The organism is Cryobacterium sandaracinum (assembly GCF_004403415.1).
In the GTDB taxonomy this organism is placed as follows: domain Bacteria; phylum Actinomycetota; class Actinomycetes; order Actinomycetales; family Microbacteriaceae; genus Cryobacterium; species Cryobacterium sandaracinum.
Genome location: NZ_SOGO01000031.1, coordinates 137,004 through 153,031, shown reverse-complemented (window position 1 = coordinate 153,031; position 16,028 = coordinate 137,004). Strand labels below are relative to the sequence as shown.

Here is a 16,028-nt window from a genome sequence, read left to right as displayed (position 1 = left end):
GTTTAGTCAGGCGCGCGGCAGTGAGGCAGAATGTTCCGGTGACCTCCACCTTCCCTCGGACCGGCAAGAAGACGCTCGGCTACAGCGCTCCGCAGGTGGAGGAGTTCCTCGCTGTCGCCCGAAAAGCGTATGACGCCACCGACGACAGCGTCGAGTTGACCGCCGAGGACATCCGTCACACTGCGTTCAGCATGCACAAGGGCGGATATTCGCCTGCGCACGTGGATGCGGCCCTCGAGCGTCTCGAAGACGCCTTCGCGACGCGCGACCGGGACCGTGCGGCGCAGGCGCAGGGCACCGAGGCGTGGCTCGCTGAGGTGCATGACCTCGCTCAGGTGCTCGTGAACCGGCTCAGCCGGAAGGACGGACACCGCTTCCACCGGGTGAGCGTTCTCAGCGTCGGCTACAGCCGGGCGGATGTCGACCGGTTCTCCCACAAGCTCGTCCGGTACTTCGAAGACGGGCTCCCCATAACGGTGGAAGATGTGCGCTGCGCCGTGTTCCGGCCCCAGCGCGGCGGTTACCGGGAAGCCCAGGTCGACGTTGTGCTGGACAGCGTCGTCGATGTGATCCTGGCCGTCCGTTGAGTTGCGCCGCGCGCCGTGTCGAGGTCAATCGGCACCGTTATCTGGCTGTTATGTCGGATTTCCGATAGGATCGGCAAATCGTGGGTAGACATTTGAACATCATTGCATCCGAACACGCCGGCAGGCCCTTCAAGGTGAGAATGAGAAGGTCCCGCTCGCGCGGGCGCGTCCCCTTCTTCGCCTTCACCGCCGCAGCGGCGTTCGTGCTCGTCTCTATCGTCGACCCGTATTCCGGCGCGACGGCGTCACCCTACTTCCAGGTTGCCGGCGACCGATTCAACGGTGAGGCAGCCCAGGAGATCCAGGTCGCTGCGGCAGCCTCGAACATCTTCACGCGTGACAGTTTCACCGTCACCGAGAAACCCGTTCCCGTTCCCGTCGCCGCTCCCGTCGCGTCCAAGTCCGCGTCGAGTTCGGCTCCATCGGCGGCCGTTCCTGACCCCGGTTCGGCGCAGGCGATCGCCGCTGATGCGGTGGCCGCCCGCGGCTGGGGCGACGATCAGTTCAACTGTCTCGTGTCGCTCTGGAACAAGGAGTCCGGCTGGCGCGTCAATGCGGAGAACAGCTCCAGCGGTGCCTACGGAATCCCGCAGTCACTGCCGGGCTCCAAGATGGCCACCGCCGGCGACGACTGGGCGACCAACCCCGCGACCCAGATCCAGTGGGGCCTCGGCTACATCTCGGGCCGCTACGGCACCCCCTGCGGCGCCTGGGCGCACTCCGGCGACGTCGGCTGGTACTAGCGCTCCTTGTGCTTCCAGGCTCGCACGTAGACTGGCTCAATGGCCCGCAGCAACCGACCCCGTGGCCGCAAGCCCAGTCCGGGAGCCGCTGATGACGGCCTTGAGCGGATGCGCGCCGGCTGGCGACGCACGGAAACCCGCCGCGACGGCCTCTGGACGGTGCAACCCGTACCGGGGCCGCAAGCCGTGAAATCGTACGTGTGCCCCGGTTGCCACCGCGAGGTTGCGCCCGGCACCGCGCACGTGGTCGCCTGGCGCGGCGACGGCGTCATGGGTGAGGCATCCGACCTTGCCGCGAGGCGCCACTGGCACTCGCACTGCTGGAAGATCAAATAACCGCCCAAGCGGCACCAGGGGAGAAACCATGACTTCGAGTGTGGAAATTCGCGGCGGCGTCGAGCTACCGGCCGTGCGCGAGCAGATCGAGCTGCACACCGCGGACGGCCTGACCTTGGTCGGCGAACTGGCCACGCCCGTGAGCCGGGCACCGGTGGCGACGCTGGTGACGCTGCATCCGCTGCCCACCCACGGCGGCTTCATGGACTCGCACATCCTGCGCAAGGCGGCCGGGCGGCTGCCGGCCTTGGCCGACCTGGCGGTGCTGCGCTTCAACACTCGCGGCACGACCTCGCCGCGCGGCACGAGTGGCGGCAGCTTCGGCGGCGGCGTCGATGAGCGCCTCGACGTTGCCGCCGCGATGGCGTTCGTCGCCGAGCGCGGGCTGCCCGATCCCTGGCTGCTCGGCTGGTCGTTCGGCACGGAGCTTGCAATCAAGTACGGCCTGGAGCACCCGATCCGGGGTGCCATCCTCTTGTCTCCGCCACTGCACCGGGCCTCTGACGCCGAGCTGGCCGCCTGGACCGGCCGGGACGCGCGGCTGGTGGCCGTCATCCCCGAGTTCGACGACTATCTCCGCCCCGAGGAGGCCCGGGAACGCTTCGCGAGCGTGCCGGACACCCGGCTCATCGCCGTGGAGGGCGGGAAGCACCTGTGGGTGGGGGAGAGTGCCACCCGCCGCGTACTCGACGAGATCGTCGCCGTGGTCAACCCGGCCGCCGCGCCTCTGCCCACGGAGTGGACTGCGTCGGCCTAGTACCCGATCGGCCTAGAGTTTGTTCTGTCGGGGGATCACGACCTGCTTGATGATCATGATGGTTGCCGCGGCGACGGGGATGGCAATCAGCGCGCCGAGGATGCCGAGCAGACTGCCGCCCGCGAGAGCGGCGACCACAACGACGGCGCCGGGAACGGACACGGCCCGGTTCATGATGTTGGGGCTGAGCAGGTAGGCCTCTACCTGCATGTAGATCAGGTAGTAGATCGCGGCGACCAACGCTGTGAACGTCGAGCTGCCGATTCCGGGGATCAGGCAGGTCAGCACGATGATGATCGACCCGGAGATCGTGCCCACGAGGGGGATCAGCGAGAACAGGAACGCGATCAGCGCGAGCAGCGCCGGGAACGGCGCGCCGATGATCGACAGGAAGGTGAAGCTGAGCACGCCGTTGCAGAGCGCCAGGGCTCCCTGGCCGATCACGAATCGGCCGACGGATGTCGTGATCTGCTCGCTGAGATCGGCGAACCGAGCCCGCTTCGAGGCTGGTACCAGCTGGTATACGGCCTGCTTGATGCTGTTCAGCGATGCCGTGAAGTACAGCGTGAGGATCAGGATGATCAGGGCGCCGAAAAGTCCGCTGACGATGGCGAGGCCGGACTGGATGATCGTGCTCGTGATGTTGGTGATGTTGCCGCCGACGAAATCGGTGACCGACTCTGTGATTTTCGACAGCGGGAGAGCCGGAAACTGCCTCTGTACATCGGCGAGAAAGGTGGAGGTGTTGATCGAAGTGACCAGGTCCGGGATGGCCTTGGAGAGGTTGGAGACCTGGTTGACGATGATCGGCACGACGGCGAAGATCACTCCGGTCAGAACCCCGATCACGGCAACAAGCACCGTGAGCATGGCTGCCCAGCGGGGAAACCTCTTCTTCTCCAGCCAGGAGATGGCCGGGTCGAGCCCGAGCGCGAGGAACAGTGCCGCACCGATGTAGGTGATGATCGTTTGCAGAGTGATCACCGACGTGATGATGAGCAGGCCGACGCCGACGCCCAGGGTGCCGATCAGTCCGACGCGAAAAGCATTCTGGATCTTCACTGATATTCCCTCGGCTGGTGTCAGCGCTCGTCGTCGTCGCTGGCGGCGACCTTTTCCGCCTGTGTGAGCAGACCGCGCAGGCTCTCGAAGTAGCCGGCCACGGCGTCACGCTCAATCCTAATCTGGGACAGACGCTCCTCCGCGTCTGCCACAAGCACGCGCGTGCGCAGTTCGGCATCGGTCGCCAGCGCGGCGGCCCGCGTCTCGGCGTCCCGCACCAGACGTTCCGCCGACTCCTCGGCAACCTTCTTCGATGCCCTGACCTCGTCGCGGGCGGAGGCGTCCAGCTGGTCGTTCAATGCGCGCAGTTCGACCGTGCGCCGGTTGGTCTCGGCAAGCTGCTTGGTGGCATCCGCGACGAACTTCTGCGTCTGGGCCACCGCCTCCTGGTGGCGCTGCAGCTGGCCCTGCTCCGCTTCGTCCCGCCGGGCCTTCAGCTCGACGTCGAGGTCGGCCCTGGTCTGATCGATCTCGCGCTTGAGCTTGGCGGCTTCGTGCTCTCCCCGCTTGCGGGTGGCCGTTAGATGGTTCTCCAGGTCGATGCGCAGCTGCTCGCTTTCGGCGGTGAAGTCGGCGCGGGTCTGCTCATTGTCCCGACCGAGGTCGGCGTGTGACTGTTCGATCTCGGCCGCGAGGCCCACGCGCGCCTTGTCGACCTCGCGGCTGAGGTCGGCGCGCTGGCGTTCGAGGTCGCGGGCTAGGTCGGTCTGGGCCTGCTCGCTTTCAACGGACAAATCGGCGCGCTGCTGCAGCGTCTCCCGTTCGATGTCGGTTTTCGCCTGCTCGATCTCGATTGCGAGAAGGTTGCGGGCCTGCTCGGTCTCGTGGGCGAGTTCGATGCGAGCCTGTTCGGTTTCCCGGGCGAGGTCTATGCGGTGCTGTTCCGTCTCGGCGGCGAGGTCGATGCGAGCCTGTTCGGTTTCCCGGGCCAGGTCGGCGCGTTGCTGGTCGAGTTCGTGGGCGACTTCGGAGCGGGTCAACTCGGTCTCGCTCGTGAGCCCGGCCGCGACCTCGCGGGCCTCGGTCGCCTCCCGCTGGGCCACCACGCGAACCTCGGCGGCCTCGCGCTCCGCTTCCGAGCGGATCGCGGCGACTTCCCGCTTCACGGTTGCGCGCAGCTCGGCGGCCTCGGTGGCCACCGCTCCGCGGATGGCCGCCGCTTCGTGCACGGCGTCCTGGGTGAGCGTGGTGGAGTCCTCGTGGGCCCGGGCGAGTAAGTCGTCGGCTTCAGCGACGGCATCATTGAGGATGCGGCCGGCCTTGACCGCGGCATCCGACAGTGCCCGTTCGGCCTGCTCCTTGCCCTCGCGGAGCAGGGTCTGCACTTCGCTTGCTGCGGAGGCGCGTAGCCGTTCGGCGTCGATGTCCGCCTGGGCGATCACCCTCGTCGACTGCTCTTCCGCCACGCGCAGGGTGTTCTCGAGCTTGGTGCCGAGGCCGGAGAACGTGGGGCTGCCGACCTCTTCGATTTCCGCGTTCAGATCGTCGATCTGGGTGGTGAGACGTTTGATTTCCTTCTTCGCCTCGGTGCCCTGGGTATTCGCCTGAATCAGGTCGCGGCGCAGTCCCTGGATGGTCTTGTCGACTTCGTCGCGGTCGTAGCCGCGGAATACCTGGGTGAAGTCTGCTTCGTCGTTCGCCACGCTGTCTCCTCAAAATGGGCCTCTGACCCCCGTTTACGGACTGACGAAGGAAGCCTCCACAATTTTAGTCTGTTCAGGAGGCACTGGCGCGTCCCAACCCGAGGGATTATTAGGTGCCTCTCAGGGGCAACCAGTATCGTAAGACGTCCTGTCTGTTGCTGATCGGGCCCGCATCCGGGTCCAACGTGCCCGTGTGCGCGATGAGCGGCCGGCGACACAGGAGGGTTGACGTGCGTTTTGTTCTTGCCATAGTGGCATTCGTCCTTGCTGCGGCAATGATTGTGCTCGGCATCGCCCAGCGGACCATTTTTCTCGATCCGGCCTCGGTGAGCCTGAGCGCATCCGTGGAGGACGCCCGCTTCGCGGTGGTCGAGCCCAGTGCTCTCAACGCCGTGCCGGGAAGCCAGACGATCACAGTCAGCGGTTCCGACACGGTTTTCCTGGCCTACGGGCGCACCGACGACGTCAAGGCGTGGCTCGGAGACGAACCGTACGTCGACATCCGCAAGGACAAGGACACGGTCGCCCTCAGCAGCACACTCATCGATCCGGCTACGGAGGCCGAATCGGCCGCCGAGTCTGAGTCCGGCTCTGCGGCGCCAGCGGACTCCGCGGCTGAGTCGGAGACGGTCACCAACCCGGAGGGCTCCGACCTGTGGCTGCAGGAGTTCACGGCTGAGAACACGCTGACCACCACTCTCAAGGTTCCCGACGGCATCTCCCTGATCGTGGCCTCCGACGGCACGGCCTCCGCGCCCACAGATGTCAGCCTGTCCTGGCCCACCGACAACTCCACACCCTGGGCAGGCCCGCTGATCGTCGGCGGCGCGGCCGTCGGCCTAATCGGCTTGATCATCTACCTCCTGGCGCTCCTGCACCTGCGCCGCTCCCGCGGTCCCCGCCGCAATCTGCCCCGCGGGCCACGGATGCCCCGGCTCCCGCGCGTGCCCCGTCCGAAGGCCATCAAGCCGAGCCAGATCAACGGATCCGGTAAGTCGATCGCTCGGTCCACGGTCGCCATGCCCCTGATCCTGGTCAGCGGTTTGGTGCTCAGCGGTTGCTCGGCCGATTTCTGGCCGGCCACGTCCGCTCCCGACGCCGCCACCAGCGGGACGCCGACTCCGACCGACACCGCCGGCCCGGCCCAGGACGTGCCGCCGCCCGCCGTGACGGTGCCGCAGCTCGAACGCATCGTGGCCGATATCGCCTCGCTGACCGCGGATGCCGATGCGAACCTCAACGCCGACATCCTCGCCACCCGGTTCACCGGCCCGGCACTGGAGAAGCGACTGGCGAACTACAAGATCCGGGGGGCCGACCCGGCCATCGCCGCGCTGCCGGCGCTGCCCACGTCACCCCTCCGGCTCACGCTGCCGCAGCAGTCCTCCACCTGGCCGCGCGTCGTCATGACGGTCCTCCAGGACGAGGCTGACACTGCCGCCGCGCCGACGGCCCTCGTGCTGCGACAGGAGTCGCCGCGGGCCGACTACCTGGTCGAATACATGATTCAGCTTGAAGCGGCCGCCACGGTTCCCAAGGTCGCCCCGGCGACCATCGGCGCCCCGATCATTGCACCCGACTCCACGTTCCTCCTGCTCTCACCCGACCAGGTCGCCGCGGCCTACGCCGACGTGCTCCAGCTGGGGGAGGCCAGCCCCTCCTACGCCCTGTTCGAGGCGGAGGGCGACAGCTTCCGCACCCAGGTCACCGAACTGAAGACCTCACGCCAGGCCGGCCTGCCCTCGACGGCGTCGATCGAATTCGGTGCGGCCGCCGGCACCGGGCGCACCGTGGCATTGGCGACCAACGACTCCGGCAGTATCGTCGCCGTGAGCCTGACCGAGACCGAGACGGTGAAACCGGTGGATGCCGGCGCGACCGTGAGCCCCGAGGGTGCCAGCAAGGCCCTCTCCGGCATCACCGCCACGGCCAAGGGCATCACCAGCACCTACGGCGACCAGCTCCTGTTCCATGTTCCGGCCGCCGGTTCGAACGAAAAAATCGTCTTCCTTGGTTTCTCCCAGGGTCTGATCTCATCAACGGAGCTTCCATGAGTGTTGTCCCCCCGTCCCTGTCCGGCATGAACCTGCGCGGAGCCGTCGACCTGTCTACGCTGGTGAACCGTCCACCGGCGCCGGCCGCGGGCGCACCGCCGGTGCCGGGCGCACCGCCGGCGCCGGGCGTGCCCGGTACACCCGCGGCGGGTCCGGTCGCGGTACCCAGCCTCGTGCTCGAGGGCACGGATGCGAATTTCGGCGAAATACTGGAACTCTCGATGAGTGTTCCGGTCATCGTGGACCTCTGGGCCGAATGGTGTGAGCCGTGCAAGCAGCTCACGCCGATCCTGGAAAAGCTCGTCCTGGAATACGCCGGCCAGTTCGTGCTGGCCAAGGTCGACGTGGACTCGAACCCGCAGCTCACCCAGGCCTTCCAGGCGCAATCGATCCCGACCGTGGCCGCCGTGATCGGCGGTCAGCCGGTGCAGCTGTTCAGTGGCGCACTGCCTGAGGGCCAGGTGCGCGAGGTTCTGCACCGGGTCTTCGAGCTCGCGGCGCAGCACGGCGTCACCGCCATTGCCGCCGCCCCGGAGGCCTCCGGCGACGCCGAAGCGGAGGCGCCGGCCTCCGGAGAACCCGAGCTGCCGCCGCTGCACCAAGAGGCCTACGACGCCATCGACCGCGGAGACTATGACGCGGCGATCGCTCTCTACAAGACCGCGCTGGCGCGGGACCCCCGGGACCAGATGGCCGTCGCCGGCCTGGCCCAGGTGAGCCTCCTGGCCCGGTTGCACGGCAAGACCATGGCCGAGATCCGCTCAGCCGCCGCGGCCGCGCCCGACGACCTGCTAACGCAGCTCGCGGTCGCCGACCTCGACCTCTCCGGCGGTCACATCGAGGATGCCTTCGATCGGCTGCTCGCCCTCTTTCCCGCGCAGGAGCCGGCCGGCCGCAACCTGATCCGCGAGCGCATCCTGGAGATGTTCGAGGTCATCGGCCAAGACGACCCGCGGGTGCCGCCCACCCGCTCCCGCCTCACCGCGCTGCTGTACTAGATGACGGCGTCGAACCAATTCGACGGAGATTTTGGTCTAGAACCGTTTTTTAGTGGTGTCTAGCGCTGATTTCGGCAAAATCTCCGTCGAATTCGTTTGGAATGGAGTCGCTCAGGCCCACGCGTCCGAAGTGGCAAAAAAATGGCCCCGTCGGCGTTTCGACGGGGCCATTTCCGCGCTCTCGCGAACTGGGGCGAAGCGGGTCAGCGTTGCAGGCGCAGCCAGAGACCGGCCAGCGGGGGCAAGGTCACCACAGCGGATGCCGGGCGTCCGGCCCACGGCACGTCGAGCGCGGTCACGGCACCCAGGTTTCCGACCCCCGAGCCGCCGAAGTCCGCGGCATCCGTGTTCAGAATCTCTTCCCACACCCCGGCGAACGGCAGGCCGACCTGGTAACCGTTGTGCGGCGCCCCGGAGAAGTTGAACAGGCAGGCAATGGGGTTGCCGTCGGTGTCCCAGCGCAGGAACGAGACCACGTTCTGGGCGGCCGCGCCGCCCTCGAGCAGCTCGAAGCCGCTCGGGTCGTTGTCCTTAGCCCAAAGGCTCGGGTTCGACCGATACACCCGGTTCAGTTGACCGACAAGCGTGAACAGGCCGCGGTGAGCCGGCTGGTCGAGGGTCCACCAGTCCAGGCCGCGCTCTTCGCTCCACTCGGAGCGCTGCCCGAATTCCTGGCCCATGAACAGAAGTTGCTTGCCGGGGTGCGCCCACATGAAGGCGAGGTAGGCGCGCACGTTGGCGAGCTGCTGCCAGGAGTCACCGGGCATCTTCGCGACCAGCGAGCCCTTGCCGTGCACGACCTCGTCGTGGCTGATCGGCAACAGGAAATTCTCGCTGAACGCGTAGACGAATGAGAACGTGATCTGGTTGTGGTGGTGCGCCCGGTACATCGGGTCGACCTGCATGTACTCCAGCGTGTCGTGCATCCAGCCCATGTTCCATTTGAAACCGAACCCGAGACCACCGGCACTGGTCCGCGCCGTGACCCCACCCCAGTTAGTGGACTCCTCGGCGATCATGACCGCTCCGGGATTGCGCTTGTAGGCGGTGGCCGTGATCTCCTGCAACAGGCTGATCGCTTCGAGGTTCTCGTTGCCGCCGTGGATGTTCGGCTCCCACTGACCGTCTTCGCGGGAGTAGTCCAGGTAGAGCATCGAGGCCACGGCGTCGACCCTCAGCCCGTCGATGTGGAACTCCTCGAGCCAGTAGAGGGCGTTCGCGACCAGAAAGTTGCGAACCTGCTTCTGGCCGAAGTCGAAGACGTAGGTGCCCCAGTCCATCTGCTCGCCGCGGCGACGGTCGGGATGCTCATACAGCGCTTCGCCGTCGAAGCGGGCCAGCGCAAAGTCGTCCTTCGGGAAGTGCCCGGGCACCCAGTCCATCAAGACGCCGATGCCGGCCTGGTGCAGCCGGTCGATCAGGTAGCGCAGGTCGTCGGGGTGGCCGAACCGGCTCGTCGGCGCGTAGTAGCCGGTGACCTGGTAGCCCCACGAGCCGCCGAACGGATGCTCGGTGAGCGGCATGAACTCCACGTGCGTGAACGCCAGTTCGTTCAGATAGTCGATCAGCTGGTCGGCGAGGTCGCGGTAGCTCAGCCCCGGACGCCACGACCCGACGTGCATCTCGTAGATGCTCATGGCCCGGTTGTGGGGGTCGGTGGCCGAACGGTCGGTGAGCCAGCGGGCATCCGCCCACTCGTAGCTGGTCTCACCGATGATGGAGGCCGTCTTGGGTGGGATCTCGGTGTAGCGGGCCATCGGGTCGGCCTTACGCACCCAGTCGCCCGAGCGGGTCATCAGCTCGAACTTGTAGTTGGAGCCGGCGGTCAGCCCGGGCACGAACAACTCCCAGACCCCGGTGCTGCCCATGTTGCGCATGGCGTGCAGCGTGCCGGTCCAGGCGTTGAAGTCGCCGATCACGCGGACGGCCCGGGCATGCGGGGCCCACACGGCGAAGGATGTGCCAGACGTGGTGCCGAGCGGGCCCGCGTTCGGCCGGTAGTGGGCGCCGAGAACATCCCACAGGCGTTCGTGTCGACCCTCGCCGAGAAGGTGCAGGTCGAGCTCGCCGAGGGTGGGCAGGTAGCGATAGGGGTCATCGACGATCCAGGTGGGGGCGTCGCTGTAGCGGGCCTCCAGCAGGAAGTCCTGAAGGCCGAGAGTGCTCACGCCCTGCCAGATACCGTGGCCCAGGTGAGCCAGCTCCACATGCGCGCCCGTGGGCAGCACGGCGAAGACCTCGGTCGCGAGCGGGCGGAGGGCACGGATGACGGTGAGCGGGTCCGCGATACCGGCCTGCTCGATCAGGTGCTGGCCGAGGACCTCGTGCGGGTTGTAGTAGCTGCCGGTGGAGACGGCCTGGAGGACGTGGTCGGCGATGACCGGCAGCTCGAACGGCGCGGGGGAGTGCAGCGCTCCGGCAGGCTTCGGCACGCTCGCCTTGACGGTTCCCTGAGGCTGGGCGGCGCCCGCCTTGTCCAGGGTCTTCTTGTCAGCGGTCTTCTTGTCTGCGGCCCTTTTGGCCGCCGGACCTCCCTGTGCGTGCTTCATTGAGCTGGTCCTTTCACGTGCAGGATGTGCACCGGTTCGGTGAATGCGTTGAGGCGCACGAAGTTGTCGGCCGACCAGGTCCAGATGGCACCGGTGATCAGGTCCTCGACCTCGAACACGGAGCCGTACGGCAGACCGAACCGGGCGACGTCGAGGTGCACGACGGTTTGGCGCACGGAGTGGGGGTCGACGTTGGCGACGATGATCAACGCGTCCGAGTGCCCGCTGCCTGTGAACGGCGCGTCGAGGAATTTGCTGTAGACGAGGATCCCCTCGTCTTCGCTCTCGTGGAGATCGAGGTTGCGCAGCTGCCCGAGGGCCGGGTGCTCGGCGCGGATGCGGTTGAGGAGGGTGAGGTAGGGCGCCAGGGACGCGCCGGCCGCTTCGGCGCCCGCGAAGTCACGCGGCCGGTACTGGTACTTCTCGTTGTCGATGTTCTCCTCGGCGCCGGGCCGGGCCACGCACTCAAACAGGTCGAAGCCCGTGTACACGCCCCAGGTCGGCGCCGCGGTGGCCGCGAGGGCCGCCCGGATCTTGAACGCCGCCGGGCCGCCGAACTGCAGATACTCGGAGAGGATGTCGGGAGTGTTCACGAACAGGTTCGGTCGCAGGAAGTCGGCGGTCTCGTGGGCGAGGCCATCGAAGAATTCCGCGAGTTCCTGCTTCGTGTTGCGCCAGGTGAAGTAGGTGTACGACTGCTGGAACCCCACCTTGCCCAGGCCCTGCAGCAGGGCCGGCCGGGTGAAGGCCTCGGCGAGGAAGAAGACATCGGGGAATTCGGCGTTGATCTCGAAAATCAGCCACTCCCAGAAATCGAGCGGCTTCGTGTGCGGGTTGTCGATCCGGAAGATATTGACGCCCACTCCGATCCAGTACCGCACGATCCGCAGCACCTCGGCGCGGATACCCAGAGGGTCGTTGTCGAAGTTGACCGGGTAGATGTCCTGATACTTCTTCGGCGGGTTCTCGGCGTAGGCGATGGACCCGTCGGGCAGCGTGGTGAACCACTCCGGGTGCTCGGTGACCCAGGGGTGGTCGGGCGACGCCTGCAGGGCCAGGTCGAGCGCGACCTCGAGGCCGTTCTCGCGAGCGACCGCAAGAAAGAACTGGAAGTCGGCGACGGTGCCGAGGTCCGGGTGGATGGCGTCGTGGCCGCCGTCCGCCGACCCGATCGCCCAGGGCGAGCCGGGGTCGTTCGGTCCGGCGTTGAGGGTGTTGTTGGGTCCCTTGCGGAAAGCCAGGCCGATCGGGTGGATCGGCGGCAGGTAGAGCACGTTGAAGCCCATCGCGGCGACGGCCGGAAGCCGGTTAGCCGCGGTGCGGAAGGTGCCGCTCTGCCAGGAGCCGTCGGCGCGCTTCACGGCGCCCTCCGACCGAGGGAAGAACTCGTACCAGGAGCCGACGCCGGCTCGGGTGCGTTCGACCAGCACGGTCCGGGATTCCGAGACCGATTCGAGGCTAGCCATCGGGCGCACGGCGGCCGCGGCAGCCAGCTTCGGGCTGCTGAGCACATCGAAGCGGGCGGCGACGGACTTGGCCGGGTCGACGAGGGACTTCGCGGCCGCGGTGAACGTGCGCCGCTCGTTCAGAGGGCGGGTCTTGACGGCGCTCTCTCGGATGAGCAGCTCAGAGCCGATCAGGAACATGAGTTCCACATCGACCTCGGCGGGGATCTTCAGCGAGGCGTTGTGCCGCCAGGTGGCCCAGTCGTCGGCGTAGGCGCGCACGCGGTAGGTCCAGCGGCCCTGGGTTCCGAGGGTGACGAGCGTCTCCCAGCGGTCGGTGCCGGGGGAGTTCAGGGACATCGGATGCTGCGACTCGGTTCCATCGGGAGCGGTCAGCAGCAGCATGACGCCGATGAGGTCGTGTCCCTCCCTGAACGCGGTCGCGGCGAACGGAACCGCTTCGCCCACGAACGCCTTCGCGGGCCAGAGGTCGTCGTTCAACTGAGGGGACAGATCGAGGATCGGGATACGGCCGATCCGGGGTTCTGCCGGGTCTGTCGTCTGGACTTCCTGAACGGCGCCGAGGGTTTCAGGAGCCGCGCCTGTGCGTTTTACTGTCTTAGCCACCTACTGACCGTAGCGCGGATTGGGGGTGTAATGCTGCCTCTATTCACCCGCCGGACACGCCCCGCGCCTAGGCTGAGGATGTGAAAGCGATCCGCAAATTTACCGTCCGAACCGTGCTGCCCGAGTCGCTCGCCGCGCTCGACGAGCTTGCCGGCAACCTGCGCTGGTCCTGGCATGAGCCGACCCGCCAGTTGTTCGAGCACATCGCCCCTAAATTGTGGCGTGAGAGCGGTACCGACCCGGTCGCGTTGCTGGGGGCCGTCGACACGGCCCGCCTCGAAGCCCTCGCCCAGGACAACGACTACGTGGCGTGGGCGAACGCCACCCGCGACGAACTGCGCGAGTACCTCGAGAAGCCCCGCTGGTACCAGGGGCTCGAGGGCGACAAGCCGGCATCCATCGCCTATTTCTCCCCGGAGTTCGGCATCGCCGCCGCGTTGCCGCAGTACTCGGGCGGCCTCGGCATCCTCGCCGGCGATCACCTGAAAAGCGCCTCGGACCTTGGCGTGCCGCTGGTCGGTGTTGGCCTGTTCTACCGTGCCGGGTACTTCAGCCAGGCCATCTCACCCGACGGCTGGCAGCTGGAGAGCTACCCGCTGCTCGACCCCGACGGCCTGCCGCTGTCGGTGCTGCGCCGGGCCGACGGCTCGCCCGTGCAGGTCTCCCTCGCACTTCCCGACGACCGGACCCTGCACGCGCGGGTCTGGCAGGCGATGGTCGGTCGCATCCGGCTCTTGATGCTCGACACCGACATCCCCGAGAACACCGACGACCTGCGACTGGTCACCGACCGCCTTTACGGCGGCGGCGGCGAACACCGTCTGCTGCAGGAGCTGCTGCTCGGCATCGGCGGCGCGCGCGCCGTGAAGAAGTGGAGCAGCCTCAACGGCCAGGCCGACCCTGAGGTGTTCCACACCAACGAGGGTCACGCCGGTTTTCTCGGCCTCGAGCGCATCTCCAGCCTGATTGGCGAGGGGCTCAGTTTTTCGGAGGCGCTGCAGGTGGCCCGGGCCGGAACGGTGTTCACGACCCACACGCCGGTCGCCGCCGGCATCGACCGGTTCGAGCGCAGCCTGGTGCGGCGCTACTTCGAGACCGACCTGCTTCCGGGCGTCGCCGTCGACGACCTCCTCGCCCTCGGCGCGGAGAACTTCCAGGATGGCAACCCGGACGTCTTCAACATGGCCCTGATGGGCCTGCGACTGGGGCAGCGCGCCAACGGCGTCTCGAAGCTGCACGGCGAGGTCAGCCGGGTGATGTTCAAGGGTCTATGGCCAGGTTTCGACGCCGACGACGTGCCGATCGTCTCGATCACGAACGGTGTGCACGCCCCCACCTGGACCGACCCGGCCCTTCTCGCGCTCGCGCAGAGCCGTCTGGGCACCAGCGACACGTCCGACGCCGATTGGGCGTCGCCCGCCGTGTCCGACACGGACCTGTGGCAGGTGCGCGGCCAGATGCGCCTGCAGTTCGTCGAGGACGCCCGCCGACGGATCGCCGCGGCCTGGGAGGGCCAGAACCCGGGCGGCATCGTGCCGTCCTGGATCGGGCGGGTCTTCGACCCGAACGTTCTCACGATCGGGTTCGCCCGCCGCGTGCCGACCTATAAACGTCTGACCCTGATGCTGCACGACCCCGAGCGGTTGCGCGCGCTGCTGCTGCACTCCGAACACCCGATCCAAATCGTAATCGCAGGCAAATCGCATCCGGCCGACGAGGAGGGCAAGCGCCTGATCCAGAGGATCGTGCAGTTCGCGGCCGACCCGGCGCTGCGCACCAAGATCGCGTTCCTGCCCGACTACAACATCGGTATGGCCCAGCTGATGTACCCAGGCACGGATGTCTGGCTCAACAATCCGCTGCGCCCGCTCGAGGCGTGCGGCACGTCCGGCATGAAGGCGGCCCTCAACGGCGCCCTCAACCTGTCGATCCTCGACGGCTGGTGGCCGGAATACTACGACGGCAACAACGGTTGGGCGATCCCCACCGCTGACGCCGCCGGTGACGCGGCCGAACGTGACCGGCTCGAGGCGGACGCGCTGTACGAGCTGATCGAGCACCAGGTCGCACCGAAGTTCTACGACCGCAACGCCGACGGAGTGCCCGAACGCTGGGTCTCCTCGATTCGGCAGACGCTTGCGAAGCTCTCACCGGAACTCAACGCCGGTCGGATGGTGCGCCAGTACGTGCAGGAGCTGTACCGGCCTGCCGGCACAGCCGCGGCCCGCCTGTCCGAGAACAACTACCGGGCCGCCCGGGAATTGGCCGCCTGGAAGGGGCGGATCGTCTCGGCCTGGCCCGGCGTCGCCGTGACCCACGTCGAATCCGGCGGCGTCGCCCCGGTGCCGCAGGTCGGCGACGAACTGCACCTCCGCGCACACGTGCAGCTGAACGGTCTTGCGCCCGAGGACGTCACCGTCGAGGTCGTCTACGGCAAGAGCCTCACCAATGACGACCTGAGTGACGTCAATACCCTGCCGCTCAATACTGAACCGTTGGGGACCGGTGCGACGGATGCCAGTACGCCGACGCTCTTCACCGGCACGATAGAACTCGACCGTGGTGGCGCATTCGGCTACACGGTGCGGGTCGTGCCGCACAACGCGCTTCTGGTGAGCCCCGCCGAGATGGGTCTGATCGCCGTCGCCGGCTAGCGCTGACCGGCCTCACGAAAAAGCACCTTCGTTCCGACGGAGGTGTTTTTTCGTGCGGTTACGGGCGCGCGATCGCCGCGAAGACCGCGGAGGCGGCCCGGGCCAGATCGGCCGGCGTCAGCTCGATGTCGAAACCGCGGCGCCCGCCGGAGACGAAGACGGTGTCGAACGTCAGGGCGCTCTCGTCGACCACGGTCGTGAGCCGGCTCTTCTGGCCGATCGGGCTGATACCGCCCACCACGTAGCCGGTCTTGCGCTCGGCGAGCGACGGGTCTGCCATCACGGCCCTCTTTGCACCCACGGCGGTGGCCAAAGCCTTGAGGTCGAGCTGGCCGGTGACCGGCACGACGCCGACGACCAGCCGGCCGTCGACATCCGTCAGTAGAGTCTTGAACACCCGGCCGGCGGCGACGTCGAGTTTCTCCGCCGCTTCCAGGCCGAAACTCGTCGACGACGCCTCGTGCGGGTAGGCGTGCGGGGTGAACGGGATGCCGGCGCGCACCAGCGCTACCGTCGCCGGAGTACCGGCGCTTCCCTCCACCCGTTTGGCCACGGTCAGCGGCCCCCGGTCCG

12 protein-coding genes are annotated in these 16,028 nt (G+C 67.4%); 7 read left to right on the top strand and 5 right to left on the bottom strand.

From position 1 onward, the window contains the following. The first annotated feature begins 38 nt into the window (after positions 1-38). The 4 genes from E3T25_RS11115 to E3T25_RS11100 all read left to right on the top strand — a co-directional run bounded on the left by E3T25_RS11115 (position 39) and on the right by E3T25_RS11100 (position 2,423). Positions 39-587, top strand: coding sequence for a DivIVA domain-containing protein (locus E3T25_RS11115; RefSeq protein WP_134374258.1), 549 nt, complete (start codon positions 39-41; stop codon positions 585-587). Positions 588-727: 140 nt separating this feature from the next. Next, positions 728-1,330, top strand: a complete 603-nt coding sequence (locus E3T25_RS11110) for an aggregation-promoting factor C-terminal-like domain-containing protein (protein ID WP_134374256.1) — start codon at positions 728-730, stop codon at positions 1,328-1,330. A gap of 39 nt (positions 1,331-1,369) precedes the next feature. Beyond that, the gene (locus E3T25_RS11105) at positions 1,370-1,666 is read left to right on the top strand and encodes a hypothetical protein (RefSeq protein ID WP_134374254.1); all 297 of its coding nucleotides are present in this window, start codon (positions 1,370-1,372) and stop codon (positions 1,664-1,666) included. A gap of 28 nt (positions 1,667-1,694) precedes the next feature. After that, entirely contained in the window at positions 1,695-2,423 is a 729-nt protein-coding gene (locus E3T25_RS11100) for an alpha/beta hydrolase (RefSeq protein WP_104103189.1), read from the top strand. 12 nt (positions 2,424-2,435) lie between these two features. On the opposite strand, the gene E3T25_RS11095 is transcribed toward E3T25_RS11100, so the two are convergent. Next, entirely contained in the window at positions 2,436-3,485 is a 1,050-nt protein-coding gene (locus tag E3T25_RS11095) for an AI-2E family transporter (RefSeq protein ID WP_104103192.1), read from the bottom strand. Positions 3,486-3,505: 20 nt separating this feature from the next. Continuing rightward, a complete protein-coding gene (locus E3T25_RS11090) occupies positions 3,506-5,128 on the bottom strand; it encodes a coiled-coil domain-containing protein (RefSeq protein WP_134374252.1) in 1,623 nt (540 codons plus the stop codon). 251 nt (positions 5,129-5,379) lie between these two features. On the opposite strand from E3T25_RS11090, the gene E3T25_RS11085 reads away from it, so the two are divergent. Together E3T25_RS11085 and E3T25_RS11080 are read left to right on the top strand one after the other, a co-directional pair. Then, a complete protein-coding gene (locus E3T25_RS11085) occupies positions 5,380-7,182 on the top strand; it encodes a DUF8094 domain-containing protein (RefSeq protein ID WP_241980812.1) in 1,803 nt (600 codons plus the stop codon). After that, complete coding sequence (locus E3T25_RS11080) at positions 7,179-8,180, top strand: tetratricopeptide repeat protein (protein WP_134374248.1); 1,002 nt, start codon at positions 7,179-7,181, stop codon at positions 8,178-8,180. Before E3T25_RS11085 ends, E3T25_RS11080 begins: the two co-directional genes overlap by 4 nt. A 203-nt stretch (positions 8,181-8,383) precedes the next feature. Here E3T25_RS11080 and glgB read toward each other — a convergent pair whose 3' ends face one another. Both glgB and E3T25_RS11070 read right to left on the bottom strand, forming a co-directional pair. Beyond that, positions 8,384-10,729: a 1,4-alpha-glucan branching protein GlgB gene (glgB, locus tag E3T25_RS11075; protein WP_134374246.1), complete on the bottom strand. Its 2,346-nt coding sequence runs from the start codon at positions 10,727-10,729 to the stop codon at positions 8,384-8,386. After that, positions 10,726-12,801: a maltotransferase domain-containing protein gene (locus tag E3T25_RS11070; protein ID WP_174843938.1), complete on the bottom strand. Its 2,076-nt coding sequence runs from the start codon at positions 12,799-12,801 to the stop codon at positions 10,726-10,728. The genes glgB and E3T25_RS11070 overlap by 4 nt, the downstream gene beginning before the upstream one ends. A gap of 80 nt (positions 12,802-12,881) precedes the next feature. Between E3T25_RS11070 and glgP the strand changes: the two genes are divergently transcribed. Then, positions 12,882-15,455 (top strand): alpha-glucan family phosphorylase, encoded by a 2,574-nt coding sequence (gene glgP / locus E3T25_RS11065; RefSeq protein ID WP_134374244.1) that lies wholly within the window; start codon positions 12,882-12,884, stop codon positions 15,453-15,455. Positions 15,456-15,513: 58 nt separating this feature from the next. Here glgP and ybaK read toward each other — a convergent pair whose 3' ends face one another. Next, positions 15,514-16,008, bottom strand: coding sequence for a Cys-tRNA(Pro) deacylase (gene ybaK / locus E3T25_RS11060; RefSeq protein WP_198411422.1), 495 nt, complete (start codon positions 16,006-16,008; stop codon positions 15,514-15,516). Positions 16,009-16,028 lie beyond the last annotated feature (20 nt).

Excerpts from the sequence above, each read along its gene's own strand:
- E3T25_RS11110 (WP_134374256.1), top strand. The coding sequence starts at position 728 with ATGAGAAGGTCCCGCTCGCGCGGGCGCGTCCCCTTCTTCGCCTTCACC.
- E3T25_RS11080 (WP_134374248.1), top strand. The coding sequence starts at position 7,179 with ATGAGTGTTGTCCCCCCGTCCCTGTCCGGCATGAACCTGCGCGGAGCC.
- E3T25_RS11100 (WP_104103189.1), top strand. The coding sequence starts at position 1,695 with ATGACTTCGAGTGTGGAAATTCGCGGCGGCGTCGAGCTACCGGCCGTG.
- E3T25_RS11105 (WP_134374254.1), top strand. The coding sequence starts at position 1,370 with ATGGCCCGCAGCAACCGACCCCGTGGCCGCAAGCCCAGTCCGGGAGCC.
- glgB (WP_134374246.1), bottom strand. The coding sequence starts at position 10,729 with ATGAAGCACGCACAGGGAGGTCCGGCGGCCAAAAGGGCCGCAGACAAG.